At 33.0% G+C, this 15,811-nt stretch carries 15 protein-coding genes; 7 read left to right on the plus strand and 8 right to left on the minus strand.

Features of this window, described 5'->3' with window-relative positions; all coding sequences use genetic code 11:
* Window positions 1–188: 188 nt before the first annotated feature.
* From murI to AC1EUY_RS12020, 8 genes are all read right to left on the minus strand, one after another.
* Window positions 189–974: a glutamate racemase gene (gene murI, locus AC1EUY_RS11985; protein WP_480195780.1), complete on the minus strand. Its 786-nt coding sequence runs from the start codon at window positions 972–974 to the stop codon at window positions 189–191.
* A 60-nt stretch (window positions 975–1,034) separates the two neighbouring features.
* Window positions 1,035–1,544, minus strand: coding sequence for an OmpH/Skp family outer membrane protein (locus AC1EUY_RS11990; RefSeq protein WP_480195781.1), 510 nt, complete (start codon window positions 1,542–1,544; stop codon window positions 1,035–1,037).
* 25 nt (window positions 1,545–1,569) lie between these two features.
* Window positions 1,570–2,568 (minus strand): OmpH/Skp family outer membrane protein, encoded by a 999-nt coding sequence (locus tag AC1EUY_RS11995; RefSeq protein ID WP_480195782.1) that lies wholly within the window; start codon window positions 2,566–2,568, stop codon window positions 1,570–1,572.
* 118 nt (window positions 2,569–2,686) lie between these two features.
* A complete protein-coding gene (gene bamA / locus AC1EUY_RS12000) occupies window positions 2,687–5,278 on the minus strand; it encodes an outer membrane protein assembly factor BamA (protein WP_480195783.1) in 2,592 nt (863 codons plus the stop codon).
* Entirely contained in the window at window positions 5,271–6,023 is a 753-nt protein-coding gene (locus tag AC1EUY_RS12005; protein ID WP_480195784.1) for an isoprenyl transferase, read from the minus strand. The genes bamA and AC1EUY_RS12005 overlap by 8 nt, the downstream gene beginning before the upstream one ends.
* A 3-nt stretch (window positions 6,024–6,026) precedes the next feature.
* Window positions 6,027–6,698, minus strand: a complete 672-nt coding sequence (gene porG, locus AC1EUY_RS12010) for a type IX secretion system protein PorG (RefSeq protein ID WP_480195785.1) — start codon at window positions 6,696–6,698, stop codon at window positions 6,027–6,029.
* Window positions 6,699–6,809: 111 nt separating this feature from the next.
* A complete protein-coding gene (locus tag AC1EUY_RS12015; protein ID WP_480195786.1) occupies window positions 6,810–7,682 on the minus strand; it encodes an NAD kinase in 873 nt (290 codons plus the stop codon).
* 3 nt (window positions 7,683–7,685) lie between these two features.
* Complete coding sequence (locus tag AC1EUY_RS12020; RefSeq protein ID WP_480195787.1) at window positions 7,686–8,345, minus strand: CBS domain-containing protein; 660 nt, start codon at window positions 8,343–8,345, stop codon at window positions 7,686–7,688.
* A gap of 74 nt (window positions 8,346–8,419) precedes the next feature.
* On the opposite strand from AC1EUY_RS12020, the gene AC1EUY_RS12025 reads away from it, so the two are divergent.
* From AC1EUY_RS12025 to dnaG, 7 genes are all read left to right on the plus strand, one after another.
* Window positions 8,420–9,133, plus strand: coding sequence for a pyridoxine 5'-phosphate synthase (locus AC1EUY_RS12025; RefSeq protein WP_480195788.1), 714 nt, complete (start codon window positions 8,420–8,422; stop codon window positions 9,131–9,133).
* Window positions 9,133–9,900, plus strand: coding sequence for an alpha/beta fold hydrolase (locus AC1EUY_RS12030; RefSeq protein ID WP_480195789.1), 768 nt, complete (start codon window positions 9,133–9,135; stop codon window positions 9,898–9,900). Before AC1EUY_RS12025 ends, AC1EUY_RS12030 begins: the two co-directional genes overlap by 1 nt.
* A gap of 50 nt (window positions 9,901–9,950) precedes the next feature.
* Complete coding sequence (locus AC1EUY_RS12035) at window positions 9,951–10,307, plus strand: phage holin family protein (protein WP_480195790.1); 357 nt, start codon at window positions 9,951–9,953, stop codon at window positions 10,305–10,307.
* 79 nt (window positions 10,308–10,386) lie between these two features.
* On the plus strand, window positions 10,387–11,712 hold the full coding sequence (tig, locus tag AC1EUY_RS12040) for a trigger factor (protein WP_480195791.1): 1,326 nt from the start codon (window positions 10,387–10,389) through the stop codon (window positions 11,710–11,712).
* Window positions 11,713–11,877: 165 nt separating this feature from the next.
* Window positions 11,878–12,555, plus strand: coding sequence for an ATP-dependent Clp endopeptidase proteolytic subunit ClpP (gene clpP / locus AC1EUY_RS12045; RefSeq protein ID WP_480195792.1), 678 nt, complete (start codon window positions 11,878–11,880; stop codon window positions 12,553–12,555).
* 48 nt (window positions 12,556–12,603) lie between these two features.
* On the plus strand, window positions 12,604–13,845 hold the full coding sequence (gene clpX / locus AC1EUY_RS12050) for an ATP-dependent Clp protease ATP-binding subunit ClpX (protein WP_480195793.1): 1,242 nt from the start codon (window positions 12,604–12,606) through the stop codon (window positions 13,843–13,845).
* A 6-nt stretch (window positions 13,846–13,851) separates the two neighbouring features.
* Window positions 13,852–15,810 carry a DNA primase gene (dnaG, locus tag AC1EUY_RS12055; RefSeq protein WP_480195794.1) on the plus strand — a complete coding sequence of 653 codons (1,959 nt, stop codon included), beginning with the start codon at window positions 13,852–13,854 and terminating at the stop codon, window positions 15,808–15,810.
* Window position 15,811 lies beyond the last annotated feature (1 nt).

A 15,811-nucleotide genomic window follows, 5' to 3' on the forward strand; every position in this document is an offset into this window, starting at 1 on the left:
AAGAAGATACTATTTTTATTTTCAATTTATGATGTATTGCAAGCAGGTTTTGAAGAATTTGTATTCATCATCTGTAGAAGTTTCGAAAAAGAGTTTAGGAAGATTTTTAATAAGAACCTCAATGAGAGTGCTAGGGTATCTTATGTACATCAAGAACTTGAAAATGTGCTAAAAAAAGGGATAGTGTCTTAAAAATCTAAATACCCAGTTAATAGATCCTTATTTTTTAAATCTATAAATCTTTTCAACAAGACTAAATTTTTATTAGTATAAATTTGGTGATTCGAATCATGGGTAGTATTTAATAAATTATTTTGTTGAATAATTGTTTTTGTTTGTCTTGCAACAGCTTCACCAGAATCAATTATTCTTATATGCTCACCAATAATCTCACGAATTTCTGGTATTAAAAATGGATAATGACTACAGCCTAAAACTAAATAATCTATGTCATTGTCTAGCATTGGTTGTAAGTGTTTTTCGAGTAATACTTTCATCTCATTACTTTCTATCTGACCTTGCTCAATTAAAGGAACCAGCCCTTCACCAATTTGTTCAATAACTTTTATATCTGAAGCAAACCTTTCTGAAGTTTGATTGAATAATTCACTTGTTAGTGTGCCTTTGGTTGCTAAAATACCGATAGCCTTGGTTTTGGTTTGTAAAGCAGCAGGTTTAATGGCTGGTTCAATTCCAATAAAAGGAATATTGTAATTTTTCCGTAAATAGGTAATAGCGTTTGTGGTTGCTGTATTACAAGCTACTACGATTAGTTTACATTCTTTTTCGAGTAATAGCTCAGTATTCTTAATAGAAAGTTCAATAATTTTATCCTTTGATTTTTGACCATAAGGAGCGTTTTTACTATCTGCTAAATAGACGGTATTCTCATTTGGTAATAGTTGGGTAATCTCTTTCCATATAGATAATCCGCCAACACCAGAATCAAATATACCAATAGGTTGTTTACTCATAAGGTCAAAAATAAAAAATCCCGCTAAGAGGCGGGATTTAAAATAAAATAAAATTCATTTTTAGTTGATGCCTAACTTCGCTTTTACTGAAGTCATTAGGTCTTCGCCATCCATTACAATCACACCTTTACCAGGAGTTGAATCTAATACGTACTGAATACCTTTTTCTTTCGCTACATCTTGAATTGCTTTTTTAGCTTTTTCTATAATAGGTGTAAAAAGATCTTGCTGCTTCTTCGCTAATTCTTGCTGAGCTGTTTGTGCATACACCTGAATTTTCTTTCTCAATTCATCTACTTCTTGTGCACGTTTTTGATTTTCAGTATCCGTTTGTGTTTTTGCTTCAGCATCATATTTTTGAAGCTTAGCTTGTAATGCACTACCTTGAGATTTATACTCGGTATCATAAGTCTGAGCGATCTTCTTTAATTCTTCTTCCATCTGCTTAGTTTCTGGCATTGCCGCTACTAAAGCTTCTGTATTAATATGTGCTATTTTAGTTTGTGCCTCAACCGCATTGAATCCTAAAAATAATACACTTGCTAATAATAGTAATTTTAATGATTTCATTTGTCTTTAAGTAAATTTATTAATATTAATTGTTGTTTGTTTCTTCTTTCCCTTTTGTTTGTTTCTTCTTTCTTTTTTCTAATTCCTCTAAACGCTTTTTTCTTTTCTCTTCACGTGCTTTTATAAGTTCTTTTCGCCTTTTTTCCTTTGCTTCTTTAGCCAATCTTGCTCTTTCTAAAAGTGCCTGTCTTTTTGCTTGCTTAGCACTGTCTAATTTTTTGAGTGCTACGGTGTCTTTTACTCGGGCTACTTTATTTTGAGCTACAACTTTTGTTGTATCCTTTTTAGTATCTAAGGTCGTGACATTTGCTACTTTTGCTTCTCTTTCTTTCCTTCTACGTTCAATTTCTGCTGCTCGTTTTTTATTACGTTCTTCTGCGGCTTTCCTTATTTCTTCTCGCTTTTTAGCTCTAGCATCTTGTTGCGCCTTAATTCGATTAGTTCTCGCTTCTTCTTGAACTGCTTTATCAGTGTTATTATTTTGTGTTCTTTCAGATGACTTTGCACTATTTGCATTTAGTTTTTCATTTCTCTTTTCTTTAAGTACTTTGGTCTTTCTATTTTTTACAATACGATTCAGTACTGTTTCACTCTCATCAAATTTTTTATTAGTATATAACATGATTAAGTTACTAGACTTATCGAGAATCATATCATATTTTTTTCTAACAGCAATCTCTTGAACGGCATTATAAACTTGATCTTGTATGGGTTTTACTAACTGTTTTCTCATTAAATAAAGATCACCTGTTGGACCAAAGTATGCAGCTTGTAAATTTTTTAAATCTAGCTGCCGTATTTCTACATCCTCTTCTCGTTCTTCAATTAACTCTTTAGTTAATAATGCTTTTTCATTACTAAGATCTGTTTTAAGAACTTCAATGTCACGTTTTATATCATCTAGTTCTTTTTGCCACTCTTGTATTTTCTGATTTAATTTAGCTTGCGCTTCGGTATATTCAGGAACATTCTCTAAGATATATTCCATATCTATATATCCAATTCGTTGTGGCTTTTGAGCCATTACTTGTAAGCTAATAAAGCAAACTATAATAATTAAAACATTACGTACCATGTTGCAAAAGTATATTTAGAAAAAACCGTGCCAAAAGTAATGATTGCTGCAAATGTAGTAATTTAAGTTAAAATTGTTGACCAATAATGAAGTGTACAGATTGTCCGCCAACAAATTGATCCGTATCGAAACCTTTCGCAAAATCTATTCCTAACAAGCCAAAAGCAGGCATAAAAATACGCACACCAGCACCAACTGAACGTCTTAACTTAAAAGGTTCAAAATTTTTAAAGCTATCTGCTGCGTTTCCTGCTTCTAAAAAACCAAGTGCATAAATAGAAGCTGATGGTTTTAAAGTTAACGGATAGCGTAATTCTAATGTAAATTTATTATAGGTCGCACTACCAATTGCTGTACCTGAAATAGGATCTACTGATAGGCTTGAATTTTGATACCCTCTTAATCCGATATTTTGGCGACCATCAAATTGCCCTTGCCCTAAACCATCACCACCAACGAAAAAACGTTCGAAAGGAGAGAGCCCTTTATCATTATTATAAGCGCCTAAAAAACCAAATTCTGCACTAGATAATAATACTAACTGATGTCCTGGCTTTCCAGCAATTGTATTATACCATTTTCCACTAAAATTAATTTTATAAAATTCTAAGAGTTCTAACTTTTCAGCATCAGTAGCATTAGAAAAATCTTCACCACTAATAGCGGAATAAGGAGGTGTAGCTTTTACGCCTACATTAAATTGAGAACCACTAGTTGGATAAATAGGGTTTGGGCCTGCTGAATTTCTTCCGAAATTTAGAGCTAGTGATAAATTGTTTGAAGTACCGTTACTGGTTCTAAGTGTACTTAGAAAGAAATTATTCAATTTGAAACGCTGATAACTCAATGCTGCAGATACTGTAAAAAAATCATCGGGCCACTTTAAACGCTGGCTAATACCAATATTTGCACCTATGATATCTAATTTTTGACTCCTATCTACATTACGACTTAAAGGATTAAAACTAAACTGACTAGAATTATAGATAGAAAATGATAAAGCCCTGGGTTTTTGCCCGCCTAACCAAGGCTCTGTAAACGATAAGCTATAAGTACTAGAGAAACGACTTGCCTGTGCTCTCAATGAAACACTCTGTCCATCTCCTCTAGGCACTGGTTTATATTCTTTACCATTAAAAAGATTTTTAATAGAAAAATTACTAAATGATAAACCAAGTGTACCCACAAATGTACCACCTCCAAAACCACCCTGTAGTTCTATTTGGCTCGCACCTTTTTCGGCTATACTGTACTCAAGATCGACAGTTTTGTCATTATAATTGGGTTTCACATCTGGTACTATGTTTTCTGCGTCAATAAAAGGAAATTGACCTAATTCTCTAATCGTACGAATAATATCTGATCTACTAAAGAGTTTGCCAGGTCTTGTTCTAATTTCACGCATTAAAACATGATCATTTGTAATTTCATTACCAACTAGGGTGAGGTTTCTTATAGTTGCGGGTTCATCTTCTCTAATACGAATTTCAATATCAATAGTATCATTTTCTACCTTAGTTTCAACAGGGGTAACTGTACTAAACAAATACCCATTATTTAAATACGTATTGGTGATATCTTGAGAATCAGGTGAACCATCGCCTTTAACACGTTCATTTAAGACTTTTCCGTTATAAACTTCACCTTTATCAATACCTAAAAACTCAGTAAGTTGTTCGTCTGAATAAACGGTATTGCCTAAAAACCTGATATCACCAAAATAATAGCGTCTTCCTTCATTTAAATAGATATCTAAATTAATGGTGTTATCATCATTCCAAGATATTGAATCTTTTAGAACCTGTGCATCTCTATACCCTTTCTCACGATACTTTTCTACTAAGCTTTCTAGATCTTCGGTATATTTTTCTTCAATATATTTTGAAGGCTTGAATATATGCAGAAGATTCTTTTGCTTCGTCTTTTTTAATAAACGTTTTAAACGCTTTTCTTTAAACGCTTCATTGCCATGAAAGCGTAAATTTTTAATTTTTATCTTATCACCTCTATCAATAACTACTAAAGCTTTTTCAGCGTTTGTACTTGTGGTATCTAATTTAGTTGTGATTGCTGCTTTTGCCTTTAAAAACCCTTTATCTATATATTTTTTCTCTATGTAGTTTTTGGTAGTTGTAAGCAGATTCTCGGTGAGCATAGCACCTTTCTTAAATTCAGTTTCTTTTTGTAAATCTTCAGCTTTACCCTTTTTAATACCACGCCACTCTACAGAGCTTACTTTCGATAATTCTTTTACATCAAATTCTAAATAAATAGTCTCACCATCAACTTTAGCAACATAAACATCTACATTACTAAATAGTTTAGAGTTCCATAATTTCTTAATCGCAGATGTTAATTTGTCACCTGGTATCTTTATGGGTTGTCCAACTGTTAACTCTGAGAAGATAGTAATAGATTGATCACTAAATTGCTGATTACCATTAACGGATATACCACCTAAAATATAATCTTTTGCAATAGCAAATATTTCTTTAGTTAAGGGTTGTTTAACAATAGGGATTGTGTCAGATACTATAGGGGCTATAGTATCTTTTTTTGATAAGTTTATCGAGTCTTTCTTAATAGTAATTTCTTGTGCATAAGCTAAAAATAAGGTTGTTAAGCTTATGACTAATAGACTGATTTTAAGTTTACTCATTCTTGTCTTCTAATTGTTCACTTGTTTTTCCGAAGCGTCGTTCTCTATTTTGATAATCTACAATTGCTCGAAAAAAATCTTCTTTTCTAAAATCGGGCCATAGCACTTCAGTAAAGTACAATTCAGCATAAGCAATTTGCCATAAAAGGAAGTTGCTGATGCGCTTTTCGCCACTGGTACGTATCAAAAAATCAACGTCGGGCAAAGTAAATGTATATAAATGATTATTTATAATTTTTTCATTAATTTCTTCAACCGAAAGGTGATTATTAACAACTTTTTTAGAGATTTTTTTAAAAGCATTAACAATTTCTTCTCTAGCGCCATAGTTCAAAGCCAAATTAAGAATCATATGAGTGTTATTTTGAGTTCTATCAATAACTTCTTTAAGCTCTTTTTGGGCTTTTTTTGGTAAGTTTTCTATATTACCAATGCATTTAAGTCGAATATTATTTTTTTGAAGTGTTTTTAATTCATCTTTTAACGAACTCACTAAAAGACTCATTAAGGTATCAACTTCTATTTTAGGGCGATTCCAGTTTTCTGTAGAAAAAGCATACAGTGTAAGTACTTTAATGCCTATTTCGGCTGCAGATTCTACAGTTTCTCGCACGGCTTTTACTCCGTTTCGATGACCAAAAACCCGAGCCATTCCTTTTTTCTTAGCCCAACGCCCATTACCATCCATTATAACAGCGATGTGATTAGGGATTTTATCTGGGATTATTTGAGTTTTAAACGACATTAATTAAAAAATACCTTTATAGCAGCCCGGTCGGCCAAATCCATAGGTTAATGTAAAACCTGTAAACACGTACCAGTCATCACTATTTGTATTCCCAACATCAATTAAAGTAACCGATGTATGATCTATATCATCTTGTAAAGTATATCGAAAACTAGATTCTAAGGAAATGGCTAAATTTTCAGCTAATCTCATTTTATAACCTAATCCTGCAGAAGGCATGACTGCAAATTTTCTTTTACTAAAGAATTGACCTGGATCTTTTTCGAAATAAACCCTGTAATTAGTTATGGTACCCTGAACAATAATATAAGGTGTTTGACTAAAACCAACCTTATTCATACTATATTTAAAAAAATTAAATTCAATACCACCAGAAGCTTCTAATATTCTGTTTTTTATACTAAAATCACGATTTACTCTAAAATTTGAGTTTGACTTCGCGTCGTTTGCCGTTAAGTCTGTCCAAATAAGAGTACCTCTAAAATTCACTCTAGGTGTAAAATTAAATTTAGCAATTCCACCAACAGCAGGAAAATTGGGATTAATGTATGCCGTAGGCCCTATATCACCAATATAGTTACTACCGCCAGCAAATAAACCTATTTCATAGAGCTGAGCATAGGCAATAGAAGATGCCCATAAAAACACGTAAATTAAAAACTGTCTTTTCATCTTAAAAGAGTTTGCAAATATAAATAAATCTATATAGTTTGGGTAGTTTGATCAGGGTCTTTTTTATAAACAGATTTTATGATAAAATATTGTTGTAAAGAAGCTTAATTATTAGTTTCTTTTGTCTTCTCCCCACAATAATTTTTCTCTTAAGGTTTTAAGAAAGGTTTGATTTTTAAATTGAATAGTTTTTAAAGTATAGGATGCTTTTTTGATAGTTATTTCTGTTTCATTGTCAATAGCAAAGATTCTAGAATCTAATGACAATAAAGCTTGTTTTTCTCTGCTTTCTACTTTTAATTTTATAGTCGTTTCATCAGGGATTACCAAGGGTCGAGCATTTAAATTATGCGGTGCAATTGGCGTAAGTACTAGGCTTTTTGCTTGAGGTGTAATTACAGGTCCTCCACAGCTTAATGAATATCCTGTCGAACCAGTTGGGGTAGCAATAATAAGTCCATCTGCCCAATACGAGGTCAAATATTCATCGTCTAATGCTGTATTTATGGTAATCATTGAAGTAGTATTGCGTCTAGCAACTGTTACTTCATTCAATGCAAAATTTGCTTCTTCAACCTCTCTGTTTTGTGAAGATATGTTCACAGTTAATAGAGATCGCTCAATAATATGATAATTTTTAGCTAAAATAGCTTTTATAGAAGCTTCAATTTCTTCTTTCTGTATAGTTGCTAAAAAACCTAACCTACCTGTATTAATACCAAGTATGGGAATATTTAGGTCGCGTATATAGGTAACAGCTCTTAAAAATGTACCGTCACCTCCTAAGGTTAACATTAGATCAAAAGAATTATCTAAATCTTTATAATGAGAAAATATTTTGTATTCTTTATCAGAATTAACTAAACTGTAAAATTTTTTCTCAACATAAACATTTATAGCATTATTCGTTAAGGTATCTAATAATTGCTGTACAAAATTTACAGCATCACTTTTATAGTATTGACCATATACTGCTACTTTCATCTTCTAAATGTTGAGGTATTTCTGTAAATATGCTGATCGTTCTTTTAAACTTTGTAAATATTCATCTTCATGAATCTCAGTTAAAATACTGTATTCGTACCTTCTAAAAGATTGTATTAAGTTATTAAGTTCTGAGATATTCATTTTTAAGGTAATTTCAGCAATTTCACCTTCAATTTTTGAAATAAAAGCACCTAAAAGTTTTCCGTTATTAGACTCTACAATCTGAGAGACTTCACCAAACGAATACTCCCTAATATTTTTTGAAATTACCAATATGGCTCCCGACTCATATAAAAAAGGTGTTTCATTAAAAATAGTAAGAATGTCTGCTAACTCAAAGTAACCAACATACTTTTGGTTTTTATCTAAAGCAGGAATAACATTCGTGTTATTTTGTGCGAAGTCTTTTAAAAGATCAAACCAATTAGCAGTTTCATTGGCAAAAAAAGTATCAAACAGATATCTAATTTCATCAATTTTTCGTTCATTATTTTCAAGCGTGCTAATATCAGCCTCAGAAATTGAACCTAAATAAATGCTTTTTTCAACTATAGGAATATGTGTGAAAGTAAGCTGGTTAAAAAGGTTTTGAGCATCTAGAATTGTGTTTTCTAGTGTAAGGGCTTTTATATCTTTAGTTATATAGTCTGATGTTTGCATAATAAGTCGCAAAATAGTTAAAATACAAATACAAAAGCAGTATTTTTGTTTTCCTTTATTAGAAGCATAAAGCGATGACAAAACTAAGTGTAAATATTAATAAAATTGCCACATTACGAAATTCGAGAGGTGGTGATACGCCTAATGTTGTGCAAGCAGCAATCGACATTCAAGATTTTGGCGCTCAGGGAATAACAGTGCATCCTAGACCCGATGAACGTCATATAAAATATCAAGATGCATACGATTTAAAGTCTGTAGTATCTACCGAGTATAATATAGAAGGTAATCCTATCACGAAATTTGTTGATATGGTTTTAGCGATCAAGCCAACACAAGTAACTTTGGTGCCTGATGCTGTAGATGCCATTACCTCAAACGCAGGTTGGGACACGGTTACACATCAATCTTTTTTGACTGAAGTTATTAGTGAGTTTAAAAAAAATGATATTAGAACCTCTATTTTTATGGAGAATGTACCTGCTTTTATTGAGGGCGCTAAAAAAGTAGGAGCTGATCGAATAGAATTATATACAGAAGACTTTGCAACACAATACGCTTTAGGAAACCAAGATGCTATTAAACCATACATTGAATCAGCTAAATTAGCTTCAGAATTTGATTTAGGTATTAATGCTGGTCATGATTTAAGTCTTGAAAATATTGAGTTTTTTGCTAAGAATGTACCTAATCTTTTAGAGGTTTCTATAGGGCATGCTTTAATTTCGGAAGCATTGTATTTAGGTTTACAAAACGTTGTGAATATGTACCTACATAGACTGAATTAATGGAGATTTTGCATTCTAAAATACTAGGCCAAGGTGAGCCTTTATTAATTCTACATGGTTTTCTAGGTATGGGTGATAATTGGAAAACCCTCGGTACTAAATTTGCTGAAGATTATGAAGTACATTTAATAGATCAACGAAACCATGGTCGTAGCTTTCATTCAGATGCGTTTAACTATGAAGTTTTAGTTGATGATTTACTTGAATACATTAAATTTCATGATCTTAAGGAAGTAAATTTATTAGGCCATTCAATGGGCGGAAAAACAGTGATGTTTTTTGCTGTGACATATCCCGAATTGGTCAATAGATTACTGGTCGCAGATATTGGTCCTCGTTATTATTCTGCACATCATCATGATATCCTTAACGCATTACAGGCGGTTGATTTTTCTAATATAACATCAAGGAAAGATGTGGACACCATATTAAGTAATTATATTTCTGAAGTTGGTGTGCGACAGTTTTTAATGAAAAATGTACACCGAGTTACAAAAGACACGTTTGGTTTTCGATTTAATTTAAAAACATTAGTCGATCATTATGACGAAATAGGTATTGCGATACCTAGTCTATCGCAATTTTTAGGAAAAACCTTGTTTTTAAGAGGTGAAAACTCAGGATATATAGATGATACAGATTTAAGTTTAATTCAAGCACACTTTCCTAATTCACAATTAGTTACTGTCAAAAATGCAGGTCACTGGCTACATGCTGAAAATCCAAGCGATTTTTATGATGCTGTTGTCAGGTTTTTGGCAAAATAATTTTCTGGCATGCTTGTGGATGCTCTACTACTTAGAAACACACAAAACATATGAAAATTATATTAAAAATGCTTTTAACTGCTATTGCGGTTATTATATTAGCCCAATTATTGCCAGGTATTACGATAGAAAATTATACAACGGCAATTGTTGTAGCAATTGTATTAGGGTTGTTACGAATTTTTGTTCGCCCACTAATCATATTATTTACTTTACCAATTACTATATTGACGTTAGGATTGTTTTTATTCGTAATTAACGCTTGTATTATACTCTTGGCAGGTAAATTGGTTGTTGGGTTTACGGTTGCTGGATTCGGATACGCGCTTTTATTTAGTTTGCTATTATCCTTATTTCAATCAATACTATATTCCTTCCTTAAAGGTGAAAAACAAAACAAAAGATAAATTGTTTTATTAGAGAAATTTAGTACTTTTGCGCCCGCAAAAGTTGGTAGTTTCAATAGATTAAGAAAACAAGCAAAAGATGAATATTACAAAAGAAAAGATTGACGATTTAAATGCAGTAGTAAAAATTGATATCACACAAGATGATTATCAAGATAAAGTGGCCGAAATTTTAAAAGATTACCGTAAAAAGGCAAATATTCCTGGTTTTAGAAAAGGTCATGTTCCTATGAGTTTGGTGAAAAAGCAATACGAAAAACCAGTACTGATAGATGAGGTGAATAAGTTATTGCAAGATTCGTTGAGTAAATTCTTAGTTGAAGAGAAATTAGATATCTTAGGGAATCCACTACCAAAAGCACAGCCAGAAGATTTTTCTTGGGAAGCGAACGATTTTTCTTTTGAATTTGAAGTAGGATTAGCGCCAGAGTTTGAGGTGAATTTAAATCCTAAAAAAGCAATTACACGTTATAAAATTGTTGCTGATAAGAAGATGATCGATGATCAGATTCAAAATATTCAAGAGCGCTACGGTAAAATGATTTCTCAGACAGCGGTTGTAGAGAATGCTAATATTACGGGAACGTTTACCAATGAAGAGAAAGAAATTGAGAAGAAAACGACTTTTAAGCTAGATAAAATTAAAGGTAAAACAAACCAAAAGAATTTTATCGGAGCTAACGTAGGTGATATAATAAAGGTGAAAACAAAAGACTTATTTGAAGATGACCATCTTTTGCAGAATCATTTAGGAGTTTCTCACGATGAGGCACATGATTTAGATATTGAAGTAACTTTTAAGGTTGAGGAGATCACCACTACAGAGCCTGCTGAACTAAATCAGGAATTATTTGATAAGCTTTTTGGTAAGGATGCTGTAAAAACAAAAAAGGAATTTGAAGCTAAATTAAAAGAAGATGCTGAAAAGCAATTCGAACAGCAATCAGATCAGCAATTGTTAAATGCTGTTACTGAAAGTTTAATAGAAAATACAAAGTTCGAATTACCTTCAGAATTTTTACAAAAATGGTTAGCTGTAGCTGGTGAGAAACAATTAACAGTTGAAGAGGCCACCGAAGAATATAATCGTTCTGAAAAAGGTTTACGTTATCAACTAATTGAAGGTAAAATTGCTAAGGATAATAACTTACAAGTTACTTTTGATGAATTGAAGAAATTTGCTAAAGGGTTTATTAAAGGACAGATGGCACAGTTTGGTAACGCAAATCCTGAAGAAAAAGAATTAGATGAAATTGCTGGTCGAATCTTGAGTAATCAAGACGAGGTAAAGCGCTTATCTGAGCAATTAATGAGTCAGAAATTATTAGACTTTTATAAAGAAAATGTAAAGCTTAAAGAAAAAGAAGTTTCATTTGATGATTTTGTAAAAGAAGTTTACAAATAAAATATAATCGTCGCTAGGCGTCAACAACTATACTTAATGAAAATAGCAACCCCGAAGCAGTTAGTTTTGGGGTTTTATTTTTAACTTTTATTTACAAAATAGTGTTAATTTAAAATTATAAATTAGTTAGTATATTTACATCTTTATATACTTAAAAATACTACAATGAACTTCGGAGAAGAATTTAAAAAATATGCCACCAAACATCAAGGTATCAACAGCATGTATTATGATAAGATGATTAGTGCCATGTACCCTGTTGGGCTTACCCCAAATATTATAGAAGAACGCCAGATGAACATCGCTGTTTTCGATGTTTTTTCACGTTTAATGATGGACCGCATTATCTTTCTGGGTACAGGTATCGATGATTATGTGGCAAATATTGTGCAGGCACAATTGTTATTTTTAGAAAGTGTAGACAATTCTAAAGATATTTCAATCTATATTAATTCACCTGGAGGTGGTGTCTATGCCGGTTTAGGTATCTACGACACAATGCAATTTATTAAGCCAGATGTAGCGACAATTTGTACAGGTATGGCCGCTTCTATGGGCGCTGTGCTAATGTGTGCTGGTCAGAAAGGAAAACGCTCTGCTTTGCCACATTCTAGAGTGATGATACATCAGCCATTGGGTGGTGCACAAGGGCAAGCATCCGACATTGAAATTACAGCACGTGAGATCCTTAAATTAAAAGATGAATTGTATGAAATTATTGCAAAACATTCTGGACAAACCGTAAAAAAAGTACACAACGACTCAGATAGAGATTACTGGATGAAAGCCGAAGAAGCGAAGGCATACGGTATGATCGATGAAGTTTTGGTAAGAGAAAAATAAAATAATAGAGGTGTTTATTAGTTTAATAATACATCTAATATCTGATATATGGCAAAGAAGGAAGAATTAGAATGTTCGTTTTGTGGTCGTAAAAAAGCCGAAACCAACTTATTGATAGCGGGTTTAGATGCACATATTTGTGATCGCTGCATTGAGCAGGCGCATGGTATTGTTTTAGAGGAAATTTCGGAAACAGATGCTACAGGCTTGTCAGGTGAATTGGTGTTAAAAAAGCCACAAGAAATCAAAGCTTTTTTAGATGAGTATATTATTGGGCAACATCAAGCTAAAAAAGTAATGGCGGTTGCAGTATATAATCATTATAAGCGCTTACTTCAAAAACCGACTAAGACGAAAGATGATGTAGAGATTGAAAAGAGTAATATTATGCTTGTCGGTGAAACCGGAACAGGAAAAACATTATTGGCAAGAACCATCGCTAAAATGTTAAACGTTCCGTTTGCCATTGTTGATGCTACGGTTTTAACTGAAGCGGGTTATGTAGGAGAAGATGTAGAAACTATATTAACACGTTTACTACAAGCTGCAGATTATAATGCACAAAAGGCTGAGAAAGGAATCGTTTTTATTGATGAGATTGATAAGATTGCTAGAAAAAGTGACAATCCATCGATTACACGAGATGTTTCTGGCGAAGGAGTACAGCAGGCGTTACTAAAATTACTAGAAGGTACGGTAGTGAATGTACCACCCAAAGGCGGAAGAAAACATCCAGATCAAAAATTTGTAGAAATAGATACACGCAATATATTATTTATTGCTGGGGGTGCTTTTGATGGTATTAAACGAGTAATTAGTAAGCGTCTAAATATGCAAGCGGTGGGTTATAGTGCTTCTAAAAGCGAAGAACGCGTTGATGAAGATAATCTATTGCAATATGTAGTGCCTAAAGATTTAAAAGATTTTGGACTTATCCCCGAAATTATTGGTCGTCTTCCAGTGTTAACCTATATGAATCCTTTAGATGAAGGAACACTTCGTGCCATTTTAACGGAGCCTAAGAATGCTATTATGAAGCAGTATGAAAAATTGTTTGATATGGATGATGTCAAGTTTGATATTGATGAAAAAGCGTTGCAATACATTGTAGAAAAGGCTATCGAATATAAGTTAGGCGCAAGAGGATTACGTTCATTGGTTGAAGCTATTCTAACTGATGCGATGTTCGAATTACCAAGTTCTGATGAAAAATCACTAAAAGTAACGAAAGAATATGCCGAAGATAAGCTTACCAAATCTACGCTAAGCAAGCTAAAAGCGGTATCATAAGGTATTATGATCACCAGAACCACCATAGATAAAGTCTTTGAAACTGCTCGTGTTGAAGAAGTAATTGGTGATTTTGTACAGCTTAAAAAAGCGGGAAGTAACTTCAAAGGATTAAGCCCGTTTACTGATGAAAAAACACCTTCTTTTATGGTGTCACCAGTAAAACAAATCTGGAAAGATTTTAGTACTGGGAAAGGCGGTAATGCGATTTCATTTTTGATGGAGCATGAGCACTACTCATATCCTGAAGCGATTCGCTATCTCGCTAAAAAATACAATATTGAAGTCGAAGAAACGGAACGTACAGACGAACAGAAGCAACAAGCTACTGAGCGCGAAAGTATGTTTGTCGTTTCAGAATATGCGCGCGATTACTTTCATGATGTTTTACGAAATACAGAAAAGGGTAAGGCTATTGGTCTAAGCTATTTTAAAGAACGCGGTTTCACAGATGAAACAATTGAATCGTTTCAATTGGGGTACGCCCTAGATGAGTGGGATGCCTTTACAAATACTGCAATAAAAAAAGGATATCAATTAGAGTTTTTAGAAAAAACAGGTCTCACCATTGTAAAAGAGCAGAAACAATTTGACCGTTTTAAAGGACGCGTATTGTTTCCTATACATTCTATGAGTGGTCGTGTGTTGGGTTTTGGCGGACGTATTTTAACATCAGATAAAAAAGCTGCGAAGTATCTCAATTCACCTGAGAGTGAGATTTACCATAAGAGTAAGGTGTTGTATGGAATCTATCATGCAAAACAGACGATCGCCAAAGAAGATAACTGTTATTTAGTTGAAGGATATACTGACGTCATTCAGTTTTACCAATCGGGCGTAAAGAATGTAGTAGCCTCTTCAGGTACAGCACTTACACCAGAACAAATTCGATTGGTAAGTAGGTTAACACAAAATATAACTGTACTTTTTGATGGTGATGCAGCAGGTATAAGAGCTTCATTAAGAGGTATTGATTTGATTTTAGAGCAAGGGTTAAATGTAAAAGTCATCGCTTTCCCTGAAGGAGAAGACCCAGATAGTTTTGCAAAAAATAATACATCAGCTGAGCTTGAAGCATATCTTAAGGAAAATACCCAAGATTTCATTCAATTTAAGGTATCACTCCTGATGCAAGAAGCGCAAAATGATCCGGTTAAAAAAGCGGGACTCATACGCGATATTGTGGTAAGCATTTCTAAGATACCGAATAATATACAACGCGAAGTATATGTGCAAGAGTGCGCTCGAATCATGGATATCTCAGAGTCTGTATTATTTAGTGAATTAGCGCAACTCGCGAAGAAAGAAGAACGTGATGGTAGTAAAATACCCGTTACCACAAATTCTTTTGAAGTAGTAAAGCGTAAACCGAAAGAACAGCAGCTTGAAAAAGTAGATCAATTACACCGCTTAGAAAAGAAGCTAATAGAGATATTACTATTGTATGGTAACGAAACGGTTGATTTTGTTGATTATGTAGAAAAAGAAGATGAAGAAGGCCGTATAAAGATTGTAAAAGAAGAATATAAAAATACGGTGTCGAATGAGATCTATTTGCATTTACAAGATGACGAAATAGAGTTTAGCAATGAGGTATTTCAGAAAATTTATTATGAAGCGATTCATCAATTAAATCAAGAAGAACAGATCAATTTAGAAGCATTTATTAATCATGAAGACTTAGCTATTAGCCAAATGGTCACCGATATTTTAATGGATGATGAAAAATATGTATTGAGTGACTGGCTACGCAAAGAAATTTATGTGAGTGCTAAAGATAAAAATCTGAATAAGCTGGTGATGGATGCTATTTTAAATCTACGTCGTATTTTAATTGAACATAAAATAAAAGAATTGCTCGCCACTTCAGAAGCAGATGTTGAGCGTACTACCATTCTAGAAATGGTCGTTAATTATACTTCGCTTAAAAAGCTGCTTTATGAGAAGTTGTATAGGGTTGTTTAAT

The sequence above is a fragment of the Maritimimonas sp. 2210JD6-3 genome (assembly GCF_056591795.1).